This window comes from Ralstonia edaphi (genome assembly GCF_958350185.1).
GTDB classification, from domain to species: domain Bacteria; phylum Pseudomonadota; class Gammaproteobacteria; order Burkholderiales; family Burkholderiaceae; genus Ralstonia; species Ralstonia edaphi.
Map to the genome: position 1 here is coordinate 673744 of NZ_CATWHI010000002.1, position 25070 is coordinate 698813.

Consider the following 25070-nt stretch of genomic DNA (forward strand, 5'->3'; position numbering starts at 1 on the left):
TCAAGCGACTTTACGCGAATTCTTCGGGGTCGCCCAAAACAAAGCGCCGGCCCCTTTTCGGAGGCCGGCGCCCGGGTGTGCAGAAAAATCGGCGGGCTACCGCAGATCAGCCGCCTACGCCGTACGCGCTCTTGTCCTGCTGCTTCGGACGGTGGTCGCGTTTCTTTTTCTTCTTGTGATGCTGTGCCTTCTTCTCGCCTGCGGCCGGAGCCGAGGCTTCAGGTGCCGGCGCAGCGGCGGCGGGCGCAGCGGGTGCCGTCGGGGCGGAAGCCTGCGCAAATGCGCCGGCGCTGAAGACTGTAGCCACGAGGGCAGCCAGGAGCTTGTTCATCGTGTTGTCCTTATAGAAGAGACTGGTTTGTGGCGCGTTCCGGTATCGGGTGGAGCGTGACCCAAAGCGCTCCCGCACCTGCTGTGCAATGCGCGGCCCGACATCGAAACGAGCCGCGCATCATCACGCAGTGTGGTGTAGGCCCTACCGGTTGTCCACCCGAAGCCTGACAGTACGCTCATGCGCACGGCATGGCCTTGATGTGTCTCAACCCAATCGCAACAGACTTTTCAGTCGCCGAGAAACGCGCCTTGTTACGCGCGCTTACACCGTGGGCAGAACGCTTACAAACGGCAGTCATCGCGCCCGCAATGTCAGGCGTTTTTGGAGGCATGGATCGCAAATGGGACGAGATCCATGTATCTGGAGTCCCAATATCCCGCTTGAACCTGTTTAAGGAGTCTCACATGAAAGTCGCTCAATCCCTGGCCGCTCTGATCGTTGCTGGTGCCTTCGCAGCCCCCGTGTTCGCAGCTGGCACCGCCTCCGCACCGGCCGCCGCACCTGCACCGGCTGCGACCGCTGCAGCGACGACCACCGATGCCGCTTCGGCACCGAAGGCTGAAGCCAAGCACGAGAAGAAGCGCGCCCACAAGAAGGCCCACAAGGCTGCAGCCAAGTCGGAAGCCAAGACCGACGCAGCTTCGGCACCGAAGGCCGATGCGCCCGCCAAGCAATAAGGCTGTCGCGTCATGAAGAACGCCGGGACCCTCCCGGCGTTTTTTTTGCCTGTTTCCCAGCGCATCCACGCAGATACCCCTGGAGCTTCCCCTCCTAGATCGGGATCCCGCGCTCCGACGGTTCCACTAGAATGGCGTGCCCGCCGTTTCCGTTGCACACATTTCTTTCGAATTCCCGTCCTCTCATGCCGCTGTCTTCGCGCGCCCTGCCCCGCTTTGCGTTCTTCCTTCTGATGACCATCGGCGCATTGAGCAGCGCCGCCAACGCTGAAGGCAGCACCGAAGTCAGCGACTGGAGCATCGCTGCCGGCCCCGCGATCTACATGTCGCCCAAGTATCCGGGCGCGAAATCGAGCTTCGTGTTTCCGTGGATCGATCAGGAAATCGAATACAAGCACCAGTTCTTTTCGAAAGGGATGGACTTTGCCGGCGTGTACCTCGCCAACGACGACACGTGGCAGGTGGGCGGCAACTTCCAGTTCGATCCGACGTGGCGCCATGCGCATGACGACGCGCGCCTGAATGGCCTCGGCAATGTCAACGCCACGGTGCGGGCAAAGGCATTCGCGCAATACACGGTGTCGTTCCTCACGCTGTCCACCGATGCGGAGCAGGACATCCTTGGTAACCGCCAGGGGTTGATCGCCAATGCCGATGTCTACGCAAGCGCGCCGGTCGGCCGCTGGCTGTTCAGCCTCGGCACCGGCGTGTCATGGACGAACGGCCAGTACATGCGTACCTTCTTTGGCGTGGACGATGGGCAGAGCGCGCGCTCGGGCCTGCCGGTATTTGCCACGCATGCAGGGCTGCGCGACATCCACTTCAACGCCATCGTCACATGCAAGCTCGATGACCGGTGGACGGCCAATGGTTCGCTTACCGTGGCGCGACTGCGTGGCGATGCGGCTGACAGCCCGATCACGCAGCGCCGCCAGCAGACCACGGCGATGGCCTCGCTCACGTACCGGTTCCGCTGACATTTCCGCCAGCATCGGGCGCCGCGATGTGCGCAATCGCTTGCGCATGGAGGTGACGGTTGCCTCGCAAACCTGTGCACACGAGGCAATCCGCTTATGAGACCAGAAGTTGCCCGGCGCGCCTCTCACCCAAACGGACCATGCTTCCTTTTCACAACAGGCATGCGCGTGGACTAGCGCAATCGCCCTGCTTTTTTTGCTAGTCTGTTTCGCAAGCGGCGATCACTTCCGATCAATGCGCGGGCAGTGAACGGTGTCTTCCCACCGGCGGCGGACACCGCAAGACAGGAGGGCTTGACCATGTTGCGGTGGATTGCAAACTGGGCCTTGAGCCACGCACCCTCTCCCGAGAAGCAGGCCGAACGCGCGCTAAGCGAATTGCGCATGGAGCTGTACCAGGCAGAGCAGCGCGTGATGGATGCACAAATGCACGCGGACTATTACCGCGCCCGTATCACGTTCCTGGAAGACGTCGTCAAGAAAGGCATCGAGCGCGTCTCCGACCAGCGCAAGGGCAAACAGGAAAGCGCCCACGCATTGCGCGCCGGTCTCAAGTTCACGGCCGAGCTGTGGCGCGAATCGCAATCGCGCGACTCGCACATGCTCAAGCGGCGCACGGCGATGTCGTTCATCGAACCGCACGACGCGCAGGCCGACGACTCGCACGCGCCGAAGATCCACCACTTCTCGAAGATCCCCGTGGATTCGGCGTTCGACGACAACGTGAGTGCGCTGCCCTCCAAGCACGCCGCGGCGGAGAAGGCGTAACACGTGAGCTGGCCGGCGCGGCCAGTCCACAGTGCCAGTGCATCAAGTACGTTGACACGTCGGCTCTCCGTGTACAGGCGGTGGCGCCTACGGTGCCACCATCGACACGCCGTACTGCGCAAAGATGCGCTGCAGCTCGCCGCTGGCGCGCAGTGCATTGAGCGCGCTTTCGAGCGCCTGCGCCAGTTCACGCTGATCTGCCTTGACGGCCATGCCGACCGCCCAGCCGCGGGCTGGCAGCAGCGGCGACTGCAGTTCGGTCGCGACAAAGCGGCTGGCAGGTTGATTCTGCGTCTTCAGCGCGCTTTCGTATTGCGCCCGCGTGACCATTGCCGCCGCAATCTGGCCGGAGAACAGCGCACGCAGCGCTTCGTTGGCTTCCGGATAGATCTTCACCTTGTCGCGCAGGGCGCCGCCGGCGCTGGAGAGCAGCGCGCTTGCGCCGCCTGATCCCTGTTCCGCGCCGGTCGCCTGGCCGGCGAGGTCTTCGAAACTGCTGACCTTGCCGACGCGCTCGCTGTCGTACACCAGCACGTAGCCTTCGCGGAGGTACGGCGCGAAGATCAGCACCTGGCCGTTCTGGCGAATGAAATTCGGGTCGACCGGCACATGCAGCATCACATCGGCGGGACCATACCCGAGGTAATGCCCTTTCCAGACCATGTTGCGCAGGTCACCCGACATGCCGTCGTCATCCGCATCGAATGGCAGCAATGAGGTCGACAACCCCATCTGCTTGCCGAGCGCATTGGCAAGCGCCACGTCGATGCCGCTGAATTGCCCCCCGACGTTGTCGGAGAACGGCGGCAGGCCTTTGTACAGCGCGACTTTCAGGGCACCGCTCTGGCGGATCTTCGCCATGTCGGCATGTGCCGGCACGGCGCTGATCATGGCTGCCGCGGCAAGCAGGAGGCCGGCAAGGCGGCGAAAAGCCCCGACCGCGGCCAACCGAAAACGGGCGTTCATGAGACGTCTCCTGGCGGGAAAAAATGTGCGAACCGATGCACACGAAGGCGGGGACAGCATCGGCTCGCCAAGCTGCCAACGGGGGCAGGCCGACCTACTACTCTTGGACGCGGCGCGATTCGAGATACGTCTTGATTGACCAGACCGCTTCCTGGCTCAGCACGCCTTCAAATGGCGGCATGTAGACGCGGCCGTCGCGGGTGCGGCCGTGGCGGACCGTGGCCGTGAAGTACTGCGACACCTCGCCGTAGCAGGCCTCCTTCTTCTTGGGGTTGGCCAGCGACATGCAGTCGGTGTCGAGCTTGCGCAGGTCAGGGGCGATGCCTCCGGAGATGGCCTCCAGCCCATGGCAGCGCGCACAGTTCTGGTTGAACGCGGAGGAGCCGATCCGCAATGCTTCATCGTGTGCGGGGCCCGTCCGGTATGGATTGTCCTGACGCCAATCGGCGCCCAGTTGCGGTAAGGTGTGCGTGTCTACGGCTTGCGGTGTGACATCGCCGTGAGCGGATGCGGCTGCGGGCAATCCCCCGGCCAGAAGTGCGCAGGCAGACAGCAGCGCGAGCAAGTTGCGAGGCGTTTTCAAGAGTGTCTCCTAGTTGTCGTTGAAACGATTTTTGGAGGCATTTCTGCAAGAGCCATACCAAGGCGCGAACCTGTCGCCAATCCCGGTCTGCATCGGCCAGACGCTCTGGAGATCCGATGGGTGGGTTGGCACAGGTGCTCAGGAATGCAACACCCTGGCAAGGGTCTTGCTTCATGGCGCAACACTTCCGGTTCGTCCGCTGGTTAAATGAGGCGATCCGGGCGACCCGCACACAGATTGCGGGCGAGGTTTAAGGAGACATACACCATGACCCCTCACGCGGCAGCCGACCTGCGCGCTTCCGAGAACGCCCCGGCCACGCTCGGTGACACCCCGAACGATCAGCCCGAGCTGATCGCGCAGTCCCACGAGCGATCCAAGTCCTATGGCTTGCGGCCGTACGAGTCGCCCGACTTCTGTCCGGTGCTGCACAGCGAGCTGAAGACGGAGATCGAGCGCAGCCAGTCGCTGTTCACGCACGCGCTGCCGGTGATGGAGACGCTCTACAGCCAGATCGTCAACACGCAGAGCATGGTGATCCTGACAGACACGTCGGGCCTGATCCTGCATTCGATGGGGGACGACGATTTCCTCGCTCAGGCCAGCAAGGTGGCGCTGCAGCCCGGCGCGCTGTGGTCGGAAGCGAGCCGCGGCACCAACGCCATCGGCACGGCGCTGGCTGAGAGCAAACCCACGCTGGTCCACGGCTCGGAGCATTACCTGCAGGCCAACCAGTTCCTCACCTGTTCGTGTGCGCCGATCTTCGATCCGTACGGCGCCACCGTGGGCGCGCTGGATGTGACGGGCGATCATCGCGGCTTCCACAAGCACACCATGGCGCTGGTGCGCATGTCGGCGCAGATGATCGAGAACCAGTTGTTTGCCAACACGTTCCAAGACGTGGTGTGCATCCACTTCCACTCGCGACCGGAATTCATCGGCACGCTGGTCGAGGGCATTGCGGCCTTCACGCCGGCGGGGCGCTTCCTGTCGGCCAACCGCAGCGGCGAATTCCAGCTGGGGCTGTCGATCCGCGCGCTGCATGCGCATACCTTTTCGTCGCTGTTCGGCCTGTCGATGTCGCAGTTGATCGACCGGGAACGCAGTGCGGCGGCAGGCATCGTGCAGTTGCAGCTGCCCAGCGGCGTCAAGGTGTTTGCGCGCGTGGAGTGGAAGCAACCGGCCAACCGCATGGTTGGCGGCGCGATCGGGGCCGATCTGTCGACCGACCGCGACACGGCACCGCGCCGGGCCTACATCGAGCCGTCTCGGCAGCCGGCCAGCCTGGAGGCACTGGACACCGGCGACGCACAGATCCAGACCGTGATCGGCAAGCTGCGCAAGGTCATCGGCAAGGACATTCCCGTCATGATTCTCGGCGAAACCGGCACCGGCAAGGAACTGCTCGCGCGCGCCATCCACGCCGACAGCCCGCGCCATGCCGGCCCCTTCGTCGCCGTGAATTGCGCGTCGATTCCGGAAGCGCTGATTGAATCCGAACTGTTCGGCTACGAAGAAGGCGCCTTTACGGGCGCGCGCAAGAAAGGCGGCATCGGCAAGATGGTGCTGGCCAATGGCGGCACGCTGTTCCTCGACGAGATCGGCGACATGCCGCTGCACCTGCAAGCCCGCCTGCTGCGCGCGCTGCAAGAGCGTGCGGTGTCGCCGCTGGGCAGCAACAAGCTGATCCAGGTGGATGTGACCGTCGTGTGCGCGACCCACCGCAACATGCGCGAGATGGTGGCCAGCGGGCAGTTCCGCGAAGACCTGTATTACCGCCTGAACGGGCTGGTCGTGCGCCTGCCGGCATTGCGCGAGCGCACCGACCTGGACGTGGTGGCCAACAAGCTGCTGAAACTCGAGCAGGCCGACGCGCCGCCCATCAGCGAGCCCGTCATGCAGATGTTCCGCAGCTACCACTGGCCGGGCAACATCCGCCAGCTCGGCAATCTGCTGCGCACGGCCCGGCTCATGGCCGAAGGCGCTCCGGAAATCACCGAAGACCATCTGCCCGACGACTTTCTTGAAGACTGGCAGGCCCGCCATGGCGACCAGCCGGCTACGGACACTGCGGCGTCGGGAGCATCGGCAGCAGCTGCAACGCCTGTCACTCAAAACGCCGGCGGCACGCAGCCCAAGCGGCTTGCCGATGTGGAAAGCATGACGATCATGGCGGCCGTGAAGGCGCACAACGGCAACATCTCTGCCGCTGCGAAGGCGCTCGGCATTTCACGCAACACGATCTACCGCAGGATCGACGAAGCCGGCGGCTTGCCTTCAGATACCGACTGACCACGCCGACGCGCTGATGGCGGCGCGCAGCGCCTGCGCCATCTCTCCCACCGCCAGGTGCCCGCCTGGCACCCACACCAACCGCGCATGCGGTATCGCTGCAGACAATCGCAGCGCATTCCCGGGCCGGCAAACGTTGTCTTCCTGCCCATGCAGCAGTGTCACGGGCAAACCTCTCGCGCCGATGCGCGCCGCCGCTCTCAACAACGCGGATTTCCCGAGCCCCGCTCGCCGATACAGGTAGTGCGCCTGCAACTGGTACTTGCACGCCAGCGTCAGTTGTTCTGGCCAGGTTTGGCGGCGTGCCTGCGGCCGCAGCCCCAACAACCGATGCTCCGCACGCTGCCACGCACGGGCGATGTTCAATTTCTGAACAGTTGTACCAGGCTGCAACATGTCTGTTGCAACGAGAAGGCGACCACGGGCCGCGGGAAAACCCTCACCGCGCCTGCCGATGCCTCGCAAGAGATCACGACCGGCACCGCGCGCGTTGAACAGCGCCTGCACATCGTCGAAACCGGTCAGGAAGGTGCCGCGCAGCACCAGCGCCGATACCGCATCGGGAAAACGATCGGCGTAGGCCAGCGCCAGCGCTGCGCCCCATGACCCGCCGACCACGCCCCAGCGCGCAATGCCGAGCGCCATGCGCAACTGCTCCAGATCGGCCAGCAGCGCGCTCACCGTATTGCGCCGTAGCGTGCCGGCAGGTCGCGAACGCCCCGCGCCGCGCTGGTCCGGCAGCACAGCGCGATGCCGCAGCGGATCGAACCACGCGGCCATTGACGGCGCGCAGCCACTGCCCGGCCCGCCATGCAACACAAGCCACGGTTCGCCGCTGTCGGGCCCGCATTGGCGCACATGCAGACAGTGGCCGTCCGGCGTGCGCAGGTTGAAGCAGGCGGAGGTGGTCGGCCAGTCGGAAGTGGGCATGGATGTTGCCTTGATGGCGATGCGGCTGCGCCCGGCAAACGCCTGCACAGCCGCTGAACAACGCAGTGCACTCACTAACTATGCCAACCCTCAAGGAGGAGACATGAACTGGACGACGCCCGCCTACACCGAACTGCGACTCGGGTTCGAAATCACCATGTACATCGCCAACCGCTGATGCTGCGCGGCTGAGCACGCAAGGCTCCACGAGCCCGCCGGTTCTTCACGGCGGGCTTCTTTTTTTTCGGCGCGCGGCGCGCATGCCTTAGCGCCGTGCCCTGGCCGACTTCTTGCTCAATCCGCCCGACACGTTGGATTTGCATCATGACCATACTCAGGGTTCTCGGCTCGGCCGCCGGCGGTGGCTTCCCGCAGTGGAACTGCAACTGCCGCAACTGCGACGGTGTGCGGCGCGGCACCGTGCGCGCCACCCCGCGCACGCAGTCTTCCATCGCACTCGGCGACGGCCAGCACAACTGGATCGTGGTGAACGCCTCGCCGGACATCCTCGCGCAACTGCGCAGCTCACCGGCGCTGCAACCGGCGCGCGCGCCGCGTGATACGGGCATCGTCGGCGTCGTACTGATGGATGCGCAGATCGACCACGTGACCGGCCTCCTGATGCTGCGCGAACATCGGCAAGCGCTTCCCGTCTATGCCAGCGCAGCGGTCATCAGCGATCTGTCGACCGCCTTTCCGCTCACGCGCATGCTGTCGCACTACTGCGGGCTCGACACGCGCGCGCTGGCCCTGGACGGCACGGCGTTCTCGGTGCCGCCACTCGACGACGTGGCGTTGACGGCGATCCCGCTGGAGAGCAAGGCGCCGCCCTACTCGCCCAGCCGCAACGCGCGCCGCCTGGGCGACAACATCGGCTTGCGCATCGTCGACCGCAAGAGCGGCCGGCGTGCGTTCTACGCACCGGGTCTGGCGCGCGTCGAGCCGCATGTGTTCGACGAACTGGGCGCGGCTGACGTGGTGCTGGTGGACGGCACGTGCTGGCAAGACGACGAGATGCTCGCCCTGGGTTTTTCCACCAAGACGGCCGCCGACATGGGCCACCTCGCACAATCCGGCCCCGGCGGCATGATCGACGTGCTCGACCAGCTGCCCGCAACGCGCAAGGTGCTCATCCACATCAACAACACCAACCCGATCCTCGATGAAGATTCGCCGCAGCGCCGCGAGCTGGAGGCGCACGGTATCGAGGTGGCTTACGACGGCATGGAAATCTCGCTATGACACATCCTGTTGCCTGGACCGCCGAAGACTTCGAAGCGCGGCTGCGCGCGAAGCAGGCGGGCTATCACATCCATCATCCGTTCAACCTGCGCATGCGCGCCGGCGAATGCACGCCGGAAGAAATCCGCACCTGGGTGGCGAACCGTTTCTATTACCAGGTCAACATCCCGCTCAAGGATGCAGCCATCCTGTCCAACTGCCCTGACCGGGCAACACGCCGTGAGTGGATCGTCCGGATCCATGACCACGACGGCGACGACGTGCAGCCGGGCGGCATCGAGAGCTGGGTGCGGCTGGGCGAAGCCGTTGGCCTCACGCGCGACGCACTGTGGTCGCACCGGCATCTGCTGCCGGGCGTGCGCTTTGCGGTGGATGCCTACGTGAACTTTGCGCGCCGTGCGCCGTGGCAGGAAGCGGTGTGCTCCTCCCTCACGGAGATGTTCGCGCCGGACATCCACAAGGAACGGCTCGCGGGCTGGCCCGAGCACTATCCATGGGTGCAGCCGGAAGGGCTGGCGTACTTCCGCTCGCGCATTCCGCTGGCCTCGCGCGACGTGGAACACGGCCTGCGCGTGACACTCGACTACTTCCGCACGCCCGAGCAGCAACAGCGTGCACTGGACATCCTGCAGTTCAAGCTCGACATCCTCTGGTCGATGCTCGATGCCATTCAACAGGCCCACGCATATGAGCCCTCCCTTGCCTGATCCGGCCCACCCCATGCTGCACCGGACCTTCCGGCTGCAGTGGGAAGACATGCAGCAGAGCTGGGTGCTGCTGTACCCCGAAGGCATGGTCACCCTCAACGACAGCGCCGCCGCGATCCTGCAGCGCTGCGACGGCGCCCATACCCTCGACATGCTGATCGACGACCTGCAATCCGCCTTTGGCGTGCAGGGCATCGCTCCGGAGGTCCACGCCTTTGTCAAACATGCATTCGAACGCGGCTGGCTCGTTTGAAGCCGAATCGCTGCTGGCGCCCGCAGCGACGCCGGTGCCCGGTCCGCCGCTCTGGCTGCTGGCCGAGCTGACCTATCGCTGCCCGCTGCATTGCGCCTTCTGCTCCAACCCCGTCGACTACACGCTGCACGATCAGGAGCTCACCACCGAGCAGTGGTGCGATGTGTTCACCCAGGCCCGGGCGCTGGGCGCCGTGCAGCTCGGGCTGTCGGGCGGCGAACCGCTGTTGCGCAAGGATCTCGAAACGCTGGTCGCGCATGCGCACGGGCTGGGGTTCTACGTGAACCTCGTGACGTCAGGGGTTGGCTTGACCGATGCGCGGCTCGGGGCGTTGCGGGCCGCGGGGCTCGACCATATCCAGCTGTCGTTCCAGGACTCCACGCGCGAGCTGAACGACTTTCTCTCCAGCACGCGCACCTTTGACCTGAAGCGCCGCGTGGCCGATCTGATCAAGGCCCATGGATATCCGATGGTGATGAACTGCGTGATGCACCGGCACAACCTGCCGCACGTGGGGGCCATCATCGACATGGCACTGGAGATCGGCGCCGAGTACCTCGAACTTGCGAACACGCAGTACTACGGCTGGGCATGGGAGAACCGCCTGGCGCTGATGCCCACCCTGGAGCAGCTGCGCGAGGCCGAGGCTGTGGTGAACGACTACCGGACGCGCATCGGCGGCCGATGCCAGTTGCTCTACGTCGTGCCCGACTACTTTGAGCAGCGCCCGAAGAAGTGCATGAACGGCTGGGGTACGACGTTTCTCGGCATTGCGCCGGATGGCGTTGCGCTGCCCTGCCACTCCGCGCGCATGCTGCCCGGGCTGGAGCTGCCCAACGTGCTCAGCCAGCCGCTGCGCGACATCTGGCGAAGCAGCGACGCCTTCCAGCGCTTTCGCGGCACGCACTGGATGCCCGAGCCGTGCCAGTCATGCGAGTCGCGCGAGGAAGACGCGGGCGGCTGCCGCTGTCAGGCTTATCTGCTGACCGGCGACGCGGCGCGCACGGATCCGGTGTGTGGAAAATCGGCAGATCACGGCGCGCTGCAGAAGGTGGTCCTGCAAGGCCGGATGGCTGCGATGAACGGGTTCGGGCAGATGCGCGACACGCGCACCGGAGAGGTTCCCATCGTCTTCCGGACCGATGCCAATTCGCGCCAGCTCACGCAGCCATAGCGCGCAATCCTGCAAATGAGAGAGGGCCGGTCATTGCCGGCCCTTTCTCATTTGCGAACACCGTAGAAACTCACGAGCCTGAACTCAGTACCCAGGCCACCAGTTGCTTCGCCTCATCTTCCTTGAGGTTCGGATGCGCGGGCATGGGGATGCGGCCCCACACGCCCTTGCCGCCGTCGCGCACTTTCTGGGCAAGCCGCGCGGGCGCTTCTGCGTCTCCCTTGTACTTTGCGGCTACATCAATAAAGGCCGGCCCAACGATCTTGGTCTGCATGCTGTGGCACGAGAAGCATCCGTTCTTCTCGGCGATGGATTGCATATCGGGGGCGGCATAGACGGCCGTCGACGCAAGCGCCAACAGCGAAAACATTCCCTTGTACATCATGACTTTCTGGACTCCATAACGCTGTGGGCCGGCGCAGAACCGGCCATGCGGGCTGTGCGCGGTTGGGAGCGCACAGCCCGGCACAGACAGACTTAGTTTTTATGCAGCTTGAACACCCAAACCGAACCGCCCTGCTCCAGGAAGTTCACGCGCTTGGCCACTTCACCGCCCCACAGAGGCACGGCTCCGCCCCAGCCGGACACCACGGCGACGAACTGCTCGCCGTTGTCTTCCCACGTGACGGGCGGCGCGACGATGCCGCTGCCGGTCTGGAATTGCCACAGTTCCTTGCCGGTCTTGGCATCGGCCGCCTTCAGATAGCCTTCGGGCGTGCCCCAGAACACCAGACCGCCGGCAGTCGTCATCACACCGCCCCACAGCGGCGCGTTGTTCTTGATCTGCCATTCGATCTTGCCGGTCTTCGGGTTGATGGCGCGCAGCGCGCCGATGTAGTCCTCATTGAGCGGCTTGATGGTGAAGCCGGCACCCAGGTAAGCGGCGCCCTTCTTGTAGCTGACGGGTTCGTTCCAGATGTCCATGCCCCACTCGTTGGCGGGCACGTAGAACAGGCCGGTCTGCGGGCTGTATGCCATCGGCATCTGGTTCTTGCCGCCCAGGAAGCCAGGCTCCGCAAATACCGCCTTGCCCTTCTTCTCTTCACCCATTGCTTCGGCCGGATCCCCCGGACGGTGGTCAGGTGCGTAGTTCGGACGGCCGGTCTTGAGGTCGATGCTGGTGGCCCAGTTGACCTTCACGAACGGGAACGCGTTGAGCAGCTTGCCGGTCTTGGCGTCGTTCACGTAGAAGAAGCCATTGCGGTCGGCCTTGCCGCCGACGCGCCTGCCGTCCATGTCGAACGTCACGAACTCGTTCACGCCGTCGAAATCCCAGCCGTCGTTTGGCGTGTTCTGGTAGTGCCAGACGATCTTGCCGGTGTCCGGGTTGATGGCCAGCGTGGAAGACGAATACAGGTTGTCGCCCTTGCGCAGATGGCTGTTCCACGGGCCCGGGTTGCCGGTACCGAAGTACACCAGGTTGGTCTGCGGGTCATAGGTCCCGCCCAGCCACGTCGATGCGCCACCGGTCTTCCACGTCTCGCCGGGCCAGCTGGCGTTGAGCGTGCCCGTCATGCCGTTCTCGGTCTTGTTGCCGTCCTTGTCGTACTTGTAGCCCATGTGGCCTTCGACGGTCGGGCGCGACCAGATCAACTGGCCGGTCTTGGCATCGCGCGCTTCCACGCGGCCCACCACGCCAAACTCGCCACCCGACACGCCCGTCAGCACCATGCCTTTCGCGATCAGCGGTGCAGCGGTCGTGGAGTAGCCCGCGGCGTAGTCCTCGATCTTGTCTTTCCAGACGATCTTGCCGGTGTCCTGGTTGAGCGCGATCAGCTGCGCGTCCAGCGTGGAGAAGATGACCAGGTTGTCGTACAGCGCGGCGCCGCGGTTGACGACGTCGCAGCAGGGCATGATGCCTTCCGGCAGACGCTGCTCGTATTTCCACAGCTTCTTGCCGGTCTTCAGGTCGATTGCGTAGATGCGCGAATACGACGCCGTGACGAACATCTTGCCGTTGTAGATCAGCGGCTGGGCCTCCTGCCCGCGCTGCTTCTCACCGCCAAACGAAAACGACCATGCCGGTACCAGCTGGCTGACATTCTTCGTGTTGATTTTGGTGAGCGACGAGAAGCGCTGCCCTTGCGTACCCATGCCCCAGGTCAGCACGTCGTTCGACGATTTCGCGTCGTTCTCGATCATGGCATCGGTAACGGGGGGCGTTGCCGCGTGCACGGCAACACTTGCTGCCGCCATGGCAGCCGCAAGTGCAATCACTCGTAGTGTCCTCATTCTTGTCTCCTCTACCTCTCTTTATGGTCCAGGTCCGGCAGTGTGATGTCACACCGGTCGGACTCAGGGCAAATCCCGTGCCATCGAAAAACGCCGTAAAACCGGGGTTTCAGGCGACTTGCAGTGCGGTGTTGCGTGCCATACCGCAACACATCGTTTGTTCTGTTGCGAAATGGAGCAACGCCATGAACGCGGCCCGCGCAAAGCCCACGGCTTACAGCGCGCGCGTGCGCCGGGCCGGCAACATGCGCTGCACACACCGCTGCGCGTCAAACCATTGGTGCTTGATCACCCCGGCAACGTGCAGCACCACCAGGCAGAGCAGCAGGTCCGCCGTCGTGCTGTGCACCGTGTAGAACATGTGTTGCAGCGCGCTGTCGACCCAGCCCCAACGCGGTAGCGGCACGCCCCAGAAGCGCGTTCCGTATTGATTGAACGAAGACCCGAGATAGCCCGACACCGGCATGACGACCATGCACATGTAGAGCAAACGGTGCGTGATGCGCGCAAGCTCCGTCTCCCAGCAGTGCAGCCCCGGAATGGACGGTGGCGCAGCACGGCGGACGCGCACAACCACGCGCCACGCGATCACCAGCGCCGCCGTCAGGCCGAGCGATTTGTGCAGATTCACCAAGGCGGACTTCCCGGGCGCGCCCTTGGCCAGACCTGTCATGTAGAAGCCCAGCGCGAACAGGCTGCAAAGCAGCAGCGCACTCACCCAATGCAAGGCGATCGGCAGGCCCGCGTAGGCGGGGGCGAGCGCATGGGCGGCTCGATCAGCGCGGCGCATCGAGGCTGCCCACCGATGTCGGATACGTCACCACGCCCCACGGCAGCTTGTAGCCCGGCAGCGCATCGACAACCTCGCGCTTCTGCGGGTCGATCACCTGCACACTGTTCGAGCGGCCGCACGCGAGTAGCAGCTTCTGATCCCCCGGAGTGAAGCTGAAATGCCAGCAGCGCTTGCCGACCGGAATGGCAGCCACCGGCGCAAAGGTGCGGGCATCGAACACCTGCAGCTGATCTGCGCGGCTCGCGGCCACCCAGAGATATCGGCCCTCCCGGTCGAACGCGACACCGTATGGCCCCTGGCCCGTCGGCACGGTCTTGATCGGATTGAAACCGGCATCCAGCAACAACAGGTTGTTCGAGTTTTCCAGCGTCACCACATAGGTCTTTCCGTCCGGCGCGATCTTGATGCCGCGCGGCCGATTGCCGAACGGTGCGACATCCACTCGCCGGATCTGCTTGAGCGTCGACAGCTCATAAACGCCGACCGTGTTGTCTCCCTCATTGGCCACCAGCAGCAACGTGCCGGCCGGGGAAAACTCGATGGCTTCGGTCTCGCGCGCGGCTTTGATGCGGCCGACGACCGCCCACTGGCTGAGATCGATGATCGCGACTTCAGCAGCGGCTTCGTCTTTCTCATCGTTCTCGTCTCTCTTGCCTGGGTTGTTCTTGCCCGGCGGCCCGCCTTCCGACGAAGGCTCGTAGGTCACGAATGCCCGGCGGCCATCGGGCGAGATGCGCATGAACTCGACATTCCTGCCGACCGCGATGCGCCTGACCTCTTTGCGTGTTGTCGTATCGACCACCGACACATCGGCGCTGCCCTGGTTGGCTGTCAGCAGCCAGTGGCCGTCGGGCGTGACAGCGAGGCCGCGCGGGTCCTTGCCCACGGCAATCTCGTCGACCCGTTTGAGCGTGCGTGCATTCAGCACCGTGACGCCACCGCCCTGATTGGTGACGTAGGCAACGGGGTCCGGCACCTCGGCGAGCGCCTGCAGGGTGGATACCAGGCCCACGCAGATCAACGTGGCAATCCGGCTGTAGTAGGTCAGTGCATTCATGATCGTCTCTTCTGCGGGGGCTCAGTCCTTGTCGGCATCGGAGGCCTTGCCTCCAAACGAATACGTCAGCCCAATCCAGATCGCACGCGGCGGCGCGGGCGTCATGAATTGCTGCGTCGCGAGCGTGTAGATGCTCCGCATGCCCGACAGGCCATACGTGGAATAGCGCTTGTTGAACAGGTTGCTGATGTAGGCCGAAATCTCGAGATGTTTCGTCGGCTTGTAATGCAGGTTCAGATTGACGAGGCCATAGCCAGGCACCTCGCCGTTCGGGTCGGCATTGCTTTCGTTGCCGTGCGCGATCTGCTTGCTGACCAGGATCGCGTTCCCGCCCATCGACAGGTTCGGGCTGAAGGCGTACGACGCGCCGAGCTTGAGCGTCTTCGCGGGGATGCCGGGAATCTTGTTGCCGCTGACCACGTTCTGCCCGCTCGCCGTGGTGAATGCCGACTTGTAGATCGCATCGACGTAGCCGAAGTTGGCCGACAGCGACCACCTGTCGATCTTCGTGCTTGCGCCCAGCTCAAAGCCGCGCCGCTCCGTCTTGCCGACGTTGGCGAAGTAGCCGTACGTGTTTGACGTGGCGATGAACTGGATGTCATTGCTGAGCCGCGAGTCGTAGACAGACGCGCTCCAGTAGGTCGACTTGCCCAGCTTGCCGCGGCCGCCGAACTCGATGGTTTTGGCCACCACCGCTTTCAGGTCCGGATCGCCGTTGAACCCGGTTGGCAGCGAGCATGGGCTGTTCGGATCAGCGCAAGACAACTCGATCGATGTCGGTGCGCGCATCGATTCGCTATAGCTGCCGAAGATGCCCTGCCCCGCCCCCAGGTCGTAGTTGAACCCCAGCGCAGGGTTGAACCGGTGGTAATGGTGCGAGCCGGCCAGGCTGTTGGTTTCTGGGCCGGCCACTGCCCCTGCCGGAACGCCGTTCGGCGCTGTTGCCGCGCCCGATCCCGCGTTCGAATACCGATACGCGTTTGCGTAGCCGGGGTTGTAGTACGACACGCCCGAGACTTCGTCCGTCCAGGAATAACCGCCGTCTTCGTTCAGGTACCGGTTGTTGGCGCCGCCCTGGTTGAGCGTGGTGTAGTTGAAGCTGCCCGATGCAGTCACGCTCAGCTTGTCCGTCACGCTCAACGTATCGGTGAAGTACAGGCTGAAGTTGTTGACGTTCGACGACAGGTTGACCGCACCGATGACGTTGCTGCCAGTGAACAATGCCGGGTTCGATGCCGACGGCGCCAATCCATTGGCGGTGAATCCGTACGCCTGATTGGGCGTCACCACGGCCTGGTAGTCGATCAACCGTGCGAGGTAGGTGGTCTGGTCGTACGTGATGCGTGAATGGTCGAACGCACCACCGACGGTGAACGTATTGTTGCGTCCCGCCAGTTGGCTGAAATTCGACCACTGCAGGGACGTACCCACCGTGTCCTCATGCGTGGCCGAGTCGACGACGCTCGTGTTGATGGCGTTGCTCCAGCGGCCGTAGCCGAGCGCCAGCGCATTCGCGCCGGTCACGGCATTCACCGCTGTGCCGTTGGGCGCCTTGTTCGCGCATTTGTACGTGCTGACGCCGCCAGCGGTGGCCGTTGCCAGCGATCCGTCGTCGTTGAAGCAGCCATCGTCGAGCTGCGCATTGCTGTTGACGTTGTGAAGGCTCGCCTTGCGGTAGTAGACGCTGCCGGCGAACTGGTTGGTGTCGTTCAACCAATGACTGCCCTTCAGGTTCAGCAGCGCCATCCGGTTTGAGATGGTGTCGGGCCACGTATAGGCGGCGCTGCGGTTGGCCATCATGTCCATCGGCAACGACTGCGTGCCGCTCAGCGAGGTATCTGCGAGTGCAGCCGACAGCTCCAGCTGGGTAGCACCATCGTTGCCGTGCCACCGCGCCTTTCCGTACAACTGCTTGACGTTCGAACCCGAGTGATCGCGAAAGCCGTCCTGGCGGTCGATGTTGCCGGCGACGAAGTAATCGGTGCTGTGGGCTTTGTCGACGATACCGGTCTCAAAGCTCAGCGCACGGCGGCCAAACGAACCGCCCAGCACCTCGATTGACGTGCCGGCGTTGTCCTTTCCGTTCTTCGTGTTGACGACAAGCGCCCCGCCCAGGGTGTTGAGGCCGAACATCGGGTTGGAGCCCGGCAGGATGTTGACGCTGGACATCGCGTTCATGGGAATCAGATCCCAATTCACGATGGAGCCGAAGGGCTCGTTCATCCGCACGCCGTCAAAGTAGACCGACACGCCAATGGGCACGCCCAGCAGCGAAGACACCTGAAACCCACGGTAGTTGATGTCGTTCTGGTACGGGTTGCCCGCTCCGTTGCTGATGCTGACCTGGCCGAGGTTGTCGTTCAGCAAGTCAGCCAGGTTCGAGCTGCGTTGCTCGCGGGCATCCGTTGCGCTCACGCGCTGGGCATTGGCAGGAAATTGCGACAGCGGCACGCCAATGCTGTCGATCGGGGTCGAGCCGACGACCTGGGCGGTGGGCAACGCCACCGCGACGATCTGGTCTTCCGCAAACGCCGGCGCGCAAAGCCCCACGGCAGCAAGCGCAGCCACCCCGCCAGCAAGGCGCGGCGCGGCATTGCGCGCACGGCACGCGCGCTTCCCCGAACGGCTGGTATTCGAATGCACGAAGTGCCTCCCTGGTGTTTCACGCTCGCCGTGCCCGGGCGCGTCAATGGCGCGTCTCCAGGAACAGGCGTGGCGATGGCGATTCCCCGCAGGGAATCAGCGGCAATGGGGTAGACACCTGCGCGCGTCGCGGCAGTGCATGTGTGGGCGCATGGCCATGTCTCCTCTTCTTTTTTCGCCTGCGGGGTCGTTGCCTCGCAGGTCAGCGGCTGGCGCACGGGTGTCGATGACCGTGCGCCAGCCGTCCTGCTACACCATCAGAAGAAGCCCAGCGGCTTGGTGTCGTAGCTCACCAGCAGGTTCTTCGTCTGTTGGTAGTGGTCGAGCATCATCTTGTGGGTCTCGCGGCCCACGCCCGACTTCTTGTAGCCACCGAACGCTGCATGCGCCGGATACAGGTGGTAGCAGTTCGTCCACACGCGCCCTGCCTTGATGGCACGGCCCACGCGATAGGCGCGGTTGATGTCGCGCGTCCACAGACCGGCGCCCAGGCCGAAATCGGTGTCGTTGGCGATCTGCAGGGCCTGCGCTTCATCCTTGAACGTCGTCACGGCAATCACCGGGCCGAAGATCTCTTCCTGGAACACACGCATGCTGTTGTCGCCCTTGAGCAGCGTCGGCTTGATGTAGTAGCCCTTCGACAGATTGCCGGGCAGCACTTCCACATCGCCGCCGACCAGGCATTCGGCGCCTTCTTCCTGCGCGATCTCCAGGTAGCTGCGGATCTTGTAGAACTGCTGCTCCGAAGCCTGCGCGCCGACCATCGTGTCGGTGTCGAGCGGGTCACCGCGCTTGATGGCGGCCACCTTGGTCATCACCGCATCCATGAAGCGGCTGTAGATGGATTCCTGCACCAGCGCGCGCGACGGGCACGTGCACACCTCGCCCTGGTTGAAGAAGCCCAGCACCAAGCCTTCGGCAGCCTTTTCGATGAAGCTCGGCTCGGCCTGCATGATGTCTTCGAAGTAGATGTTGGGCGACTTGCCGCCCAACTCCACCGTCGACGGGATGATGTTCTCAGCCGCGCACTTCATGATGTGCGAGCCCACCGGCGTCGAGCCCGTGAAGGCGATCTTCGCGATGCGTTTGCTGGTAGCCAGGGCCTCGCCAGCTTCCTTGCCGTAGCCGTGCACGACGTTAAGCACGCCCGCCGGCAGCAAGTCGCCAATCAGTTCCATCAGCACGCAGATGCCCAGCGGCGTCTGCTCGGCCGGCTTGAGCACCACGCAGTTGCCGGCAGCCAGTGCGGGCGCCAGCTTCCATGCAGCCATCAGCAGCGGAAAATTCCACGGAATGATCTGGCCGACCACGCCCAGCGGCTCGTGGATGTGATACGCCACGGTGTGCTCGTTGATCTCGGCAGCGGAGCCTTCCTGCGCGCGGATGCAGCCCGCGAAGTAGCGGAAGTGGTCGACGGCCAGCGGGATGTCGGCATTCAGCGTTTCGCGCACAGGCTTGCCGTTGTCCCACGTTTCGGTCACGGCCAGCAGTTCGAGGTTCTGTTCGATGCGGTCGGCGATCTTCAGCAGGATCAGCGAGCGGTCCTGCACCGAGGTGCGCCCCCACGCGTCAGCGGCAGCATGCGCGGCGTCGAGCGCGCGGTCGATGTCTTCAGCGGTCGAGCGCGGGAACTCGCCGATCACCTCGCCCGTCACCGGGGTGGTGTTGGTGAAGTACTGGCCCTTGACCGGCGACACGAACTCGCCACCGATGAAATTGCCATAGCGCGGCTTGAATGAAACGATGGCGCCGGGAGTGCCGGGATGAGCGTAACGCATGGGTTGTCTCCTGATGTTTGAGTGATGACCGCAGCGTCGTTGTCTGCGCTGTGTCCGGTCGTCATCTGCAAAACCCGGGCCATCCCCTGCGGCGGATGCTGCATGCCCTTCGAATCAACTGTTCACGCCATTCCGCTTGTGAGACTGCTCCAGAATGGAACACTGGGTGTTGCAAAGCTCAACGCCCCATCGCCTGAACAGCCGATGGAGGCGCATGTGCCCACACGACGCGCATGGCACGACTTTCGCAACGCGGGGCTCTCATCCAAACCTTGCTAGACACACGATGAGAACGGCTCCCCTCCATGCCGCTGCCGCGCTGGCCGTTGCGTGCCTGTCCTGGCAGGCCTGCGCCGACACAGACATCGACCCCGCCGGCTCGCCGCTGTGGCCGACGATTCGTCAGGAGATGTTTGGCACGGCGCGGACGACGTTCGACAACCGCATCCGCATCACGGGGCCGGCATTTGCGGAAGACGCGATGCAGGTGCCGATTGCGTTCGACGCGTCGGCGCTGGGCAAGGTGGAGCGCATTGTCGTCGCGGTCGACCGCAACCCGATCCGCAAGGTGCTGGAATTCGCGCCGACGCACGTACGCCCGGCGCTGTCGTTCCGGTTCAAGCTGCAGGAGGCTTCTCCGGTGCGCGTAGCCGCACGCACGCCGGACGGTGTCTGGCATGTCGGCACCTTTCAGGTGGACGCCACCGGCGGTGGCTGCACGCTGCCCGGAGCCACCCGCCAGAACGCCACGTGGAGCACCACGCTGAACCAGGTCGAGTCGCGTGTGTTTCCTGGCTTCAACGGCGCTGGCAGCCGCATCCGCGTGCGCGTGATGCACCCAATGGACACCGGCCTCGTGGCGGGCATTCCGTCCTTCCATATCGAGCAGCTCAGCCTGCTCGATGCCCGGCGTCAGCCCATGCTTGAAATGGCGCTGTACGAGCCGGTGGCCGAGAACCCGATCTTCTCGTTCGATCTGGACGGTCCTGTTGAGCGCGGCATCAGCGTGGCTGGCGTCGACAACAACGGCAACCGCATCCGCGCGCAGGTGACACGATGAGCCGACGCCACCAACGGTTTGGCCTCCTCCTGTGTCTTGCGATGTTGACCGCCATCGCGCGCGCGCAGGATCCCGATTACCACCTCGTACCGCACGCGGTTGCGCCCGACGTCTGGGTGCTCGAAGGCGCCAACGCGGATTTCTCTGCGCGCAACGGCTGCAACATCATCAACACCGGCTTCATTGATACCGGCGACGGTGTGCTCGTCATCAACACAGGACCATCAATGCTGTACGGCGAGCAGCAACGCCAGGCCATCCGCACGGTCACATCGGCGCCGGTGCGCTGGGTGTTCAACCTGAACCTGCACCCCGACTATTTCTTCGGCAACCAGGCCTATGCGGATGTCGGCGCCCAGGCGCTGCCCGGCACCATCGCCGGTGCGCAACGCGAAGGCGCGGCCTATGCCGACAATCTCTACCGCATCTGCGGCGCCTGGATGCAGAACACGGTGTCGACACCGCCCGGCACGCCATTGACGCCCGGCACTCGCACCATGGGCAGCCATCACATCGACCTCATCCGCCTCGACGGACATACCGATGACGACCTCGTGGTTGTGGACCGGACCAGCGGTGTGGTTTTCGCAGGCGGCGTTGCCTTTCGAGACCGGATTCCCACCACGCCGCACGCCAACATTGCGCATTGGCTGGCGAGTCTCGATCGGCTGCAGAAGATCGTTGCCGACAGCGGCGCGCGCGTGTTGATTCCCAGCCACGGGCCGGCGCTGGGCAAGGCAGATGCCATCGCGCAGACACGTCAGTACCTGCAGTGGCTCGATGCACGCATGCGCCGCGCAGCGGCGGAAGGACGCGACCTGGCGGAGGTGATTGCGATGCCGGTAGACGCGCCCTACGCGCAGTGGGGTGGCATGCCCGCGGAGTACGTGCGCAACGTGACCCGCTTCTACCCACGTTACGAGAACGCCGCGCTGGCGCCCTGACATGGCGCCAGACCCCGCGCGGCGACGCTGGATGCGCATCATGCTTGCGACCCTGATCAATCCGGCCCAGATGGTGTCGGCGTCTCCCGCGCGCGTCACGCTGTTGCGGCTGCAGGACGGTCTCTACGCTGCGCGCGCCGCCAACGCAGAAGCCGCGCGCGCGAATGCCGGAGAAGTCGTGCCCACGCTGGTGCACACGACAGGCAATGGTGTACTCGTGGTCGACCCCGGCCCGCACGCGCGATGGGGACACCATCTGATCGCGGCCATCCGGCACATCACGGCGGAGCCCATTCGCTGGGTCATCAACACGCACGCACACCCCGAGCACGTGCTGGCCAACGCGGCCTTCGCACAACTGCAGCCGCGTCCTGCCTTCCTGGCGTCCGCCGCCACTGCCGACCTGATGCGCCAGCGTTGCGAAACGTGTCTGGCACGCCTGACCGCCATGCTGGGCGCGCGCGTCATGCATGAAACGCAGATCGTCTATCCGGAACCCGCACTGCGCGATGGCGATTGGCTGCACACCGGCAAGACAGCGTGGCAAGTCCGCATCTGCACGGCTGCGCACAGCGCATCCGACACGGTGCTGTACGCGCCGCGGCGCGGGGTACTGTGCACGGGTGGTCTGGCATATCGGCAGCGCATTCCGGACCTGCAGGAGGGTTCGCTGGTCGGGTGGCGGCATGCGCTGCATGCGCTTGTGCAACTGCCCGCCCACATCGTCGTCGGCACTGCCATTGGCACGCCTGCACAGATGTTGCGGCCGACGCTGGCCTATCTCGACATGCTGGACAGCGCGATCTCGCGCGCCATTGAAGCCGGCGGCGACGCAGCCCGCGCGCTCGACTACGTCCCGGGCGACGCTTATCGCGACTGGCGCAACTTCCGCCCGCGCCATGCGCTGAACGTCGGACGCGCATGGCGCGAGCTTGAAGATCGCTGGATGCAAAGCGCCCCAAGCGCCTGATCGCGGATGCTCCATTGCTGAACAGACGGCGGACATGTGTTGCATCGACTGTCCCGCCACGCTACATCCCACGCACGGCCCCGGGTATCCGCAAACGTTAATCAACGGGCTGCAACTCCGTGCAATGCGCTGCAAACGTCGTGGTATGCATATTGCAAAGTCCCGCCGGCGTTGAGCGCGCCCCCGCGTGTTTGGCGCCAACACCGCATGCGTCCGAGCCAATTCAGTGGACGCATCAGACAACGACAATACGGAGACAACATGCAGAACTCACGCCTTCGACCCTGCGTCCTGACCGCCATTGCAGCCGCCCTCGGCTGTGCAGCGAGTGGCGCCATCGCACAATCGTCGGTCACGATTTACGGCACCGTCGATGCCGGACTCCAGTATCAAAACCGCAGTGCAGCCGGCGGCAGCATCACGGAAATGCATTCCGGCGGCATCAGCCCAAGCATCTGGGGCCTCAAGGGGTCTGAAGACCTGGGCAGCGGCATGAAGGCCAACTTCAACCTTGAAGGCCATTTCAGCAGCGACACCGGCACGCTGACCACGGGCCCGGGATTCAGCTCGGAACTGTTCCGCCGGCAAGCGAACGTCGGCCTGAGCGGCAACTGGGGCGCCATCACGCTGGGGCGTCAGTACAGCCCGGCGCTCATCGGCACGATCGGCACGGAAGCGCGTGGCTTCAAGGAGCAGTTCTCGAACCTGTACGGCTGGGCCTACAACCAGCTCCCCGCACCGGGCAACGCGATGGGCGCCGGCACCAACCCCGGCAACGACGTGGGCGTGTTCATCGGCAATGCGCTGCAGTACTCCAACAACTTCGGCCCGGTGTGGCTGGGCGTTGCCTATTCATTTGGCGAGACCGCCGGCAGCTTCAAGCGCGGCAATGAGCTGTCGCTGGGTGCCACGTACACGGGCCCGCTCACAGTCGGTCTCGGCTATCAATCGACCGCAGACAGCGGCACGGGCGAGACCCTCAGCCGCCTGTGGAGCGCAGGCGTGGCCGTGCCGTTCAATGCCTTCACGGGCCGTGTTAACTACATCGGCGTCACCAACAACGCGCCGACCGGACAGCGCGTGTCGGACGTCAAATCGATCGGCGTCGGGCTCGACTACAAGTGGAGCCCCGCCAATACCGCCACGCTGGCCGGCTACTACAGCAAGTACGAAAGCAGCGCCCACGACAGCTCGACCAAGTCGGTCGTGCTGAGTAACGACTACGCGTTCTCGAAGCGCACCACGCTGTATGCCCAGCTGGTGTACGTCAGTGCAGGCGCGGTAGGCACGGCCGATCCGCTGGAAGGTCTCAAGACCTCCATCGTTGCGGGCGGGACGGCGTCAGGCGCGAAGACCGTGTTGGCGGGTGTGGGGCTGAAGCATTCGTTCTGAGATTCGTTCTGAGCAGCACCCGAGCAGGAAGAAAAACCCTTGGCCAACACCAAGGGTTTTTTTGGGCCTGGCGATACGAAGCATGAATCCTGACGCAGCGCATGGTCTGGACAGACGATCCGCGCTACGCTGAAATATTCGCAACGTCACGATTCCTGCCTGCCGAACCCACGCGGCGGCGCTCATTGGAGGTGCCTTGATTCGCGTCCTGCCTGCCTTTGTCCTCGGCACGCTCAGCTCAATCCTGCTGGCCCTGAACACCCTGTTCTGGAGTGTGCCATTGTTCGCGCTGTCGGCGTTCAAGCTACTGGTGCCGGCAACCGCGGTGCGCCGCCGGATCGATCCCATGCTCAACTGGGTCGCCACGTGCTGGATCGGCTGTAACAACGCCTGGATCGGCGTGCTGCAGCGCGAGCCCTGGAACGTGGAAGGCGCCGACAACCTGCGCTACGCGGGCTGGTACCTGGTCAATTGCAACCATCGATCCTGGGTGGACATTTTCGTGCTGCAGCGTGTGTTGAACCGGCGTATCCCGCTGCTGAAGTTCTTTCTCAAGCAACAGCTGATCTACGTGCCGGTCATCGGCCTGGCCTGGTGGGCGCTGGATTTTCCGTTCATGCGGCGGCACTCCAAGGCGGCGCTGCGCAAGCACCCGGAGCTGCGCAATCAAGACCGCGAAACCACGCGTCGCGCCTGCGCCAAGTTCGCCCACGTGCCGACCAGCGTCATGAACTTTGCCGAAGGCACGCGGTACACGCCGGCAAAGCACCGGACGCAGTCGTCCCCCTATCGCCATCTGCTCAAGCCGAAGGCCGGCGCGCTGGCCCTGACGCTCAACGCCATGGGAGAGCGGTTCCAGTCGCTGCTCGATATCAGCATTGCCTACCCGGACGGCACGCCGAGCTTCTGGCAACTGGCCTGCGGCCAAGCCGGCCGCGTGATGGTGCACATTCGCGAACTGCCGATCCCGTCGGATTTCTGCACGCACGACTACAGCACCGACGCCGCCTTCCGCAGCGATTTCCATCGCTGGCTTGCTCAGCTCTGGGAGGAGAAAGATCAGCAGATTGAGAACATGCTGGCGCGGGCCGGCCAGCGGCGCAGCGTGACCACCGGTGCCGACGTTTTTTCGCCAGACCAAATCTAGACGCCAAACAAAAAGCCCCTTGGTCGTAAAACCAAGGGGCTTTTGCTACTGCTGGCGGAGAGGGTGGGATTCGAACCCACGGTACCGTCGCCGGTACGCCTGATTTCGAGTCAGGTACATTCGACCACTCTGCCACCTCTCCGGTAACTGG

General features: G+C 64.2%; 24 protein-coding genes and 1 tRNA gene. 14 read left to right on the forward strand and 11 right to left on the reverse strand.

Annotated elements, in window-relative coordinates; genetic code table 11:
* Positions 1-106: 106 nt before the first annotated feature.
* Entirely contained in the window at positions 107-331 is a 225-nt protein-coding gene (locus R2669_RS08295) for a signal peptidase (protein ID WP_186829241.1), read from the reverse strand.
* Positions 332-738: 407 nt separating this feature from the next.
* Here R2669_RS08295 and R2669_RS08300 point away from each other — a divergent pair, with 407 nt between their 5' ends.
* From R2669_RS08300 to R2669_RS08310, 3 genes are all read left to right on the forward strand, one after another.
* Positions 739-1011, forward strand: coding sequence for a hypothetical protein (locus tag R2669_RS08300; protein WP_316899598.1), 273 nt, complete (start codon positions 739-741; stop codon positions 1009-1011).
* Between the two features lie 233 nt (positions 1012-1244).
* Positions 1245-1988, forward strand: coding sequence for a MipA/OmpV family protein (locus R2669_RS08305; RefSeq protein ID WP_316899974.1), 744 nt, complete (start codon positions 1245-1247; stop codon positions 1986-1988).
* A gap of 327 nt (positions 1989-2315) precedes the next feature.
* A complete protein-coding gene (locus tag R2669_RS08310; protein ID WP_316873078.1) occupies positions 2316-2756 on the forward strand; it encodes a hypothetical protein in 441 nt (146 codons plus the stop codon).
* 87 nt (positions 2757-2843) lie between these two features.
* On the opposite strand, the gene R2669_RS08315 is transcribed toward R2669_RS08310, so the two are convergent.
* Together R2669_RS08315 and pedF are read right to left on the reverse strand one after the other, a co-directional pair.
* Positions 2844-3722 (reverse strand): substrate-binding periplasmic protein, encoded by an 879-nt coding sequence (locus R2669_RS08315; RefSeq protein WP_316899600.1) that lies wholly within the window; start codon positions 3720-3722, stop codon positions 2844-2846.
* Between the two features lie 97 nt (positions 3723-3819).
* Positions 3820-4305, reverse strand: a complete 486-nt coding sequence (gene pedF, locus R2669_RS08320; protein WP_147214061.1) for a cytochrome c-550 PedF — start codon at positions 4303-4305, stop codon at positions 3820-3822.
* 267 nt (positions 4306-4572) lie between these two features.
* On the opposite strand from pedF, the gene R2669_RS08325 reads away from it, so the two are divergent.
* A complete protein-coding gene (locus tag R2669_RS08325) occupies positions 4573-6597 on the forward strand; it encodes a sigma-54-dependent Fis family transcriptional regulator (protein WP_316899603.1) in 2025 nt (674 codons plus the stop codon).
* Here R2669_RS08325 and R2669_RS08330 read toward each other — a convergent pair.
* Positions 6583-7527, reverse strand: coding sequence for an alpha/beta fold hydrolase (locus R2669_RS08330; RefSeq protein ID WP_316899605.1), 945 nt, complete (start codon positions 7525-7527; stop codon positions 6583-6585). The genes R2669_RS08325 and R2669_RS08330 overlap by 15 nt on opposite strands.
* 103 nt (positions 7528-7630) lie before the next feature.
* On the opposite strand from R2669_RS08330, the gene pqqA reads away from it, so the two are divergent.
* The 5 genes from pqqA (at position 7631) to pqqE (ending at position 10903) form a co-directional block, all read left to right on the forward strand.
* Positions 7631-7705, forward strand: coding sequence for a pyrroloquinoline quinone precursor peptide PqqA (gene pqqA / locus R2669_RS08335; protein ID WP_009277446.1), 75 nt, complete (start codon positions 7631-7633; stop codon positions 7703-7705).
* Between the two features lie 146 nt (positions 7706-7851).
* A complete protein-coding gene (pqqB, locus tag R2669_RS08340; protein ID WP_316899607.1) occupies positions 7852-8769 on the forward strand; it encodes a pyrroloquinoline quinone biosynthesis protein PqqB in 918 nt (305 codons plus the stop codon).
* A complete protein-coding gene (pqqC, locus tag R2669_RS08345; RefSeq protein ID WP_147214065.1) occupies positions 8766-9476 on the forward strand; it encodes a pyrroloquinoline-quinone synthase PqqC in 711 nt (236 codons plus the stop codon). The genes pqqB and pqqC overlap by 4 nt, the downstream gene beginning before the upstream one ends.
* A complete protein-coding gene (pqqD, locus tag R2669_RS08350) occupies positions 9457-9729 on the forward strand; it encodes a pyrroloquinoline quinone biosynthesis peptide chaperone PqqD (protein WP_092969117.1) in 273 nt (90 codons plus the stop codon). Before pqqC ends, pqqD begins: the two co-directional genes overlap by 20 nt.
* On the forward strand, positions 9701-10903 hold the full coding sequence (gene pqqE / locus R2669_RS08355) for a pyrroloquinoline quinone biosynthesis protein PqqE (protein ID WP_316899609.1): 1203 nt from the start codon (positions 9701-9703) through the stop codon (positions 10901-10903). Before pqqD ends, pqqE begins: the two co-directional genes overlap by 29 nt.
* 70 nt (positions 10904-10973) lie before the next feature.
* Here pqqE and R2669_RS08360 read toward each other — a convergent pair whose 3' ends face one another.
* The 6 genes from R2669_RS08360 to exaC all read right to left on the reverse strand — a co-directional run bounded on the left by R2669_RS08360 (position 10974) and on the right by exaC (position 19406).
* Positions 10974-11285 (reverse strand): c-type cytochrome, encoded by a 312-nt coding sequence (locus R2669_RS08360; RefSeq protein WP_147214096.1) that lies wholly within the window; start codon positions 11283-11285, stop codon positions 10974-10976.
* Positions 11286-11380: 95 nt separating this feature from the next.
* Positions 11381-13135 carry a PQQ-dependent methanol/ethanol family dehydrogenase gene (locus R2669_RS08365; protein ID WP_316899611.1) on the reverse strand — a complete coding sequence of 585 codons (1755 nt, stop codon included), beginning with the start codon at positions 13133-13135 and terminating at the stop codon, positions 11381-11383.
* 214 nt (positions 13136-13349) lie between these two features.
* A complete protein-coding gene (locus R2669_RS08370) occupies positions 13350-13925 on the reverse strand; it encodes a cytochrome b (RefSeq protein WP_316899613.1) in 576 nt (191 codons plus the stop codon).
* Positions 13912-14985 carry a beta-propeller fold lactonase family protein gene (locus tag R2669_RS08375; protein ID WP_316899614.1) on the reverse strand — a complete coding sequence of 358 codons (1074 nt, stop codon included), beginning with the start codon at positions 14983-14985 and terminating at the stop codon, positions 13912-13914. Before R2669_RS08375 ends, R2669_RS08370 begins: the two co-directional genes overlap by 14 nt.
* Positions 14986-15006: 21 nt before the next feature.
* Positions 15007-17628, reverse strand: coding sequence for a TonB-dependent receptor domain-containing protein (locus tag R2669_RS08380; RefSeq protein WP_316899616.1), 2622 nt, complete (start codon positions 17626-17628; stop codon positions 15007-15009).
* A 257-nt stretch (positions 17629-17885) separates the two neighbouring features.
* Positions 17886-19406, reverse strand: coding sequence for an acetaldehyde dehydrogenase ExaC (gene exaC / locus R2669_RS08385; RefSeq protein ID WP_024972380.1), 1521 nt, complete (start codon positions 19404-19406; stop codon positions 17886-17888).
* A 286-nt stretch (positions 19407-19692) separates the two neighbouring features.
* Between exaC and R2669_RS08390 the strand changes: the two genes are divergently transcribed.
* The 5 genes from R2669_RS08390 to yihG all read left to right on the forward strand — a co-directional run bounded on the left by R2669_RS08390 (position 19693) and on the right by yihG (position 24919).
* Positions 19693-20466 carry a quinoprotein dehydrogenase-associated SoxYZ-like carrier gene (locus tag R2669_RS08390; protein WP_316899618.1) on the forward strand — a complete coding sequence of 258 codons (774 nt, stop codon included), beginning with the start codon at positions 19693-19695 and terminating at the stop codon, positions 20464-20466.
* Positions 20463-21410: a quinoprotein relay system zinc metallohydrolase 1 gene (locus tag R2669_RS08395; protein ID WP_316899620.1), complete on the forward strand. Its 948-nt coding sequence runs from the start codon at positions 20463-20465 to the stop codon at positions 21408-21410. Before R2669_RS08390 ends, R2669_RS08395 begins: the two co-directional genes overlap by 4 nt.
* Positions 21411-21450: 40 nt before the next feature.
* Complete coding sequence (locus R2669_RS08400) at positions 21451-22380, forward strand: MBL fold metallo-hydrolase (protein WP_316899622.1); 930 nt, start codon at positions 21451-21453, stop codon at positions 22378-22380.
* A 261-nt stretch (positions 22381-22641) separates the two neighbouring features.
* The gene (locus tag R2669_RS08405; RefSeq protein WP_316873059.1) at positions 22642-23772 is read left to right on the forward strand and encodes a porin; all 1131 of its coding nucleotides are present in this window, start codon (positions 22642-22644) and stop codon (positions 23770-23772) included.
* A gap of 196 nt (positions 23773-23968) precedes the next feature.
* The gene (gene yihG / locus R2669_RS08410) at positions 23969-24919 is read left to right on the forward strand and encodes a 1-acylglycerol-3-phosphate O-acyltransferase, YihG family (protein WP_316899624.1); all 951 of its coding nucleotides are present in this window, start codon (positions 23969-23971) and stop codon (positions 24917-24919) included.
* A gap of 52 nt (positions 24920-24971) precedes the next feature.
* Here yihG and R2669_RS08415 read toward each other — a convergent pair.
* A tRNA-Ser gene (locus R2669_RS08415) sits at positions 24972-25061 on the reverse strand.
* Positions 25062-25070 lie beyond the last annotated feature (9 nt).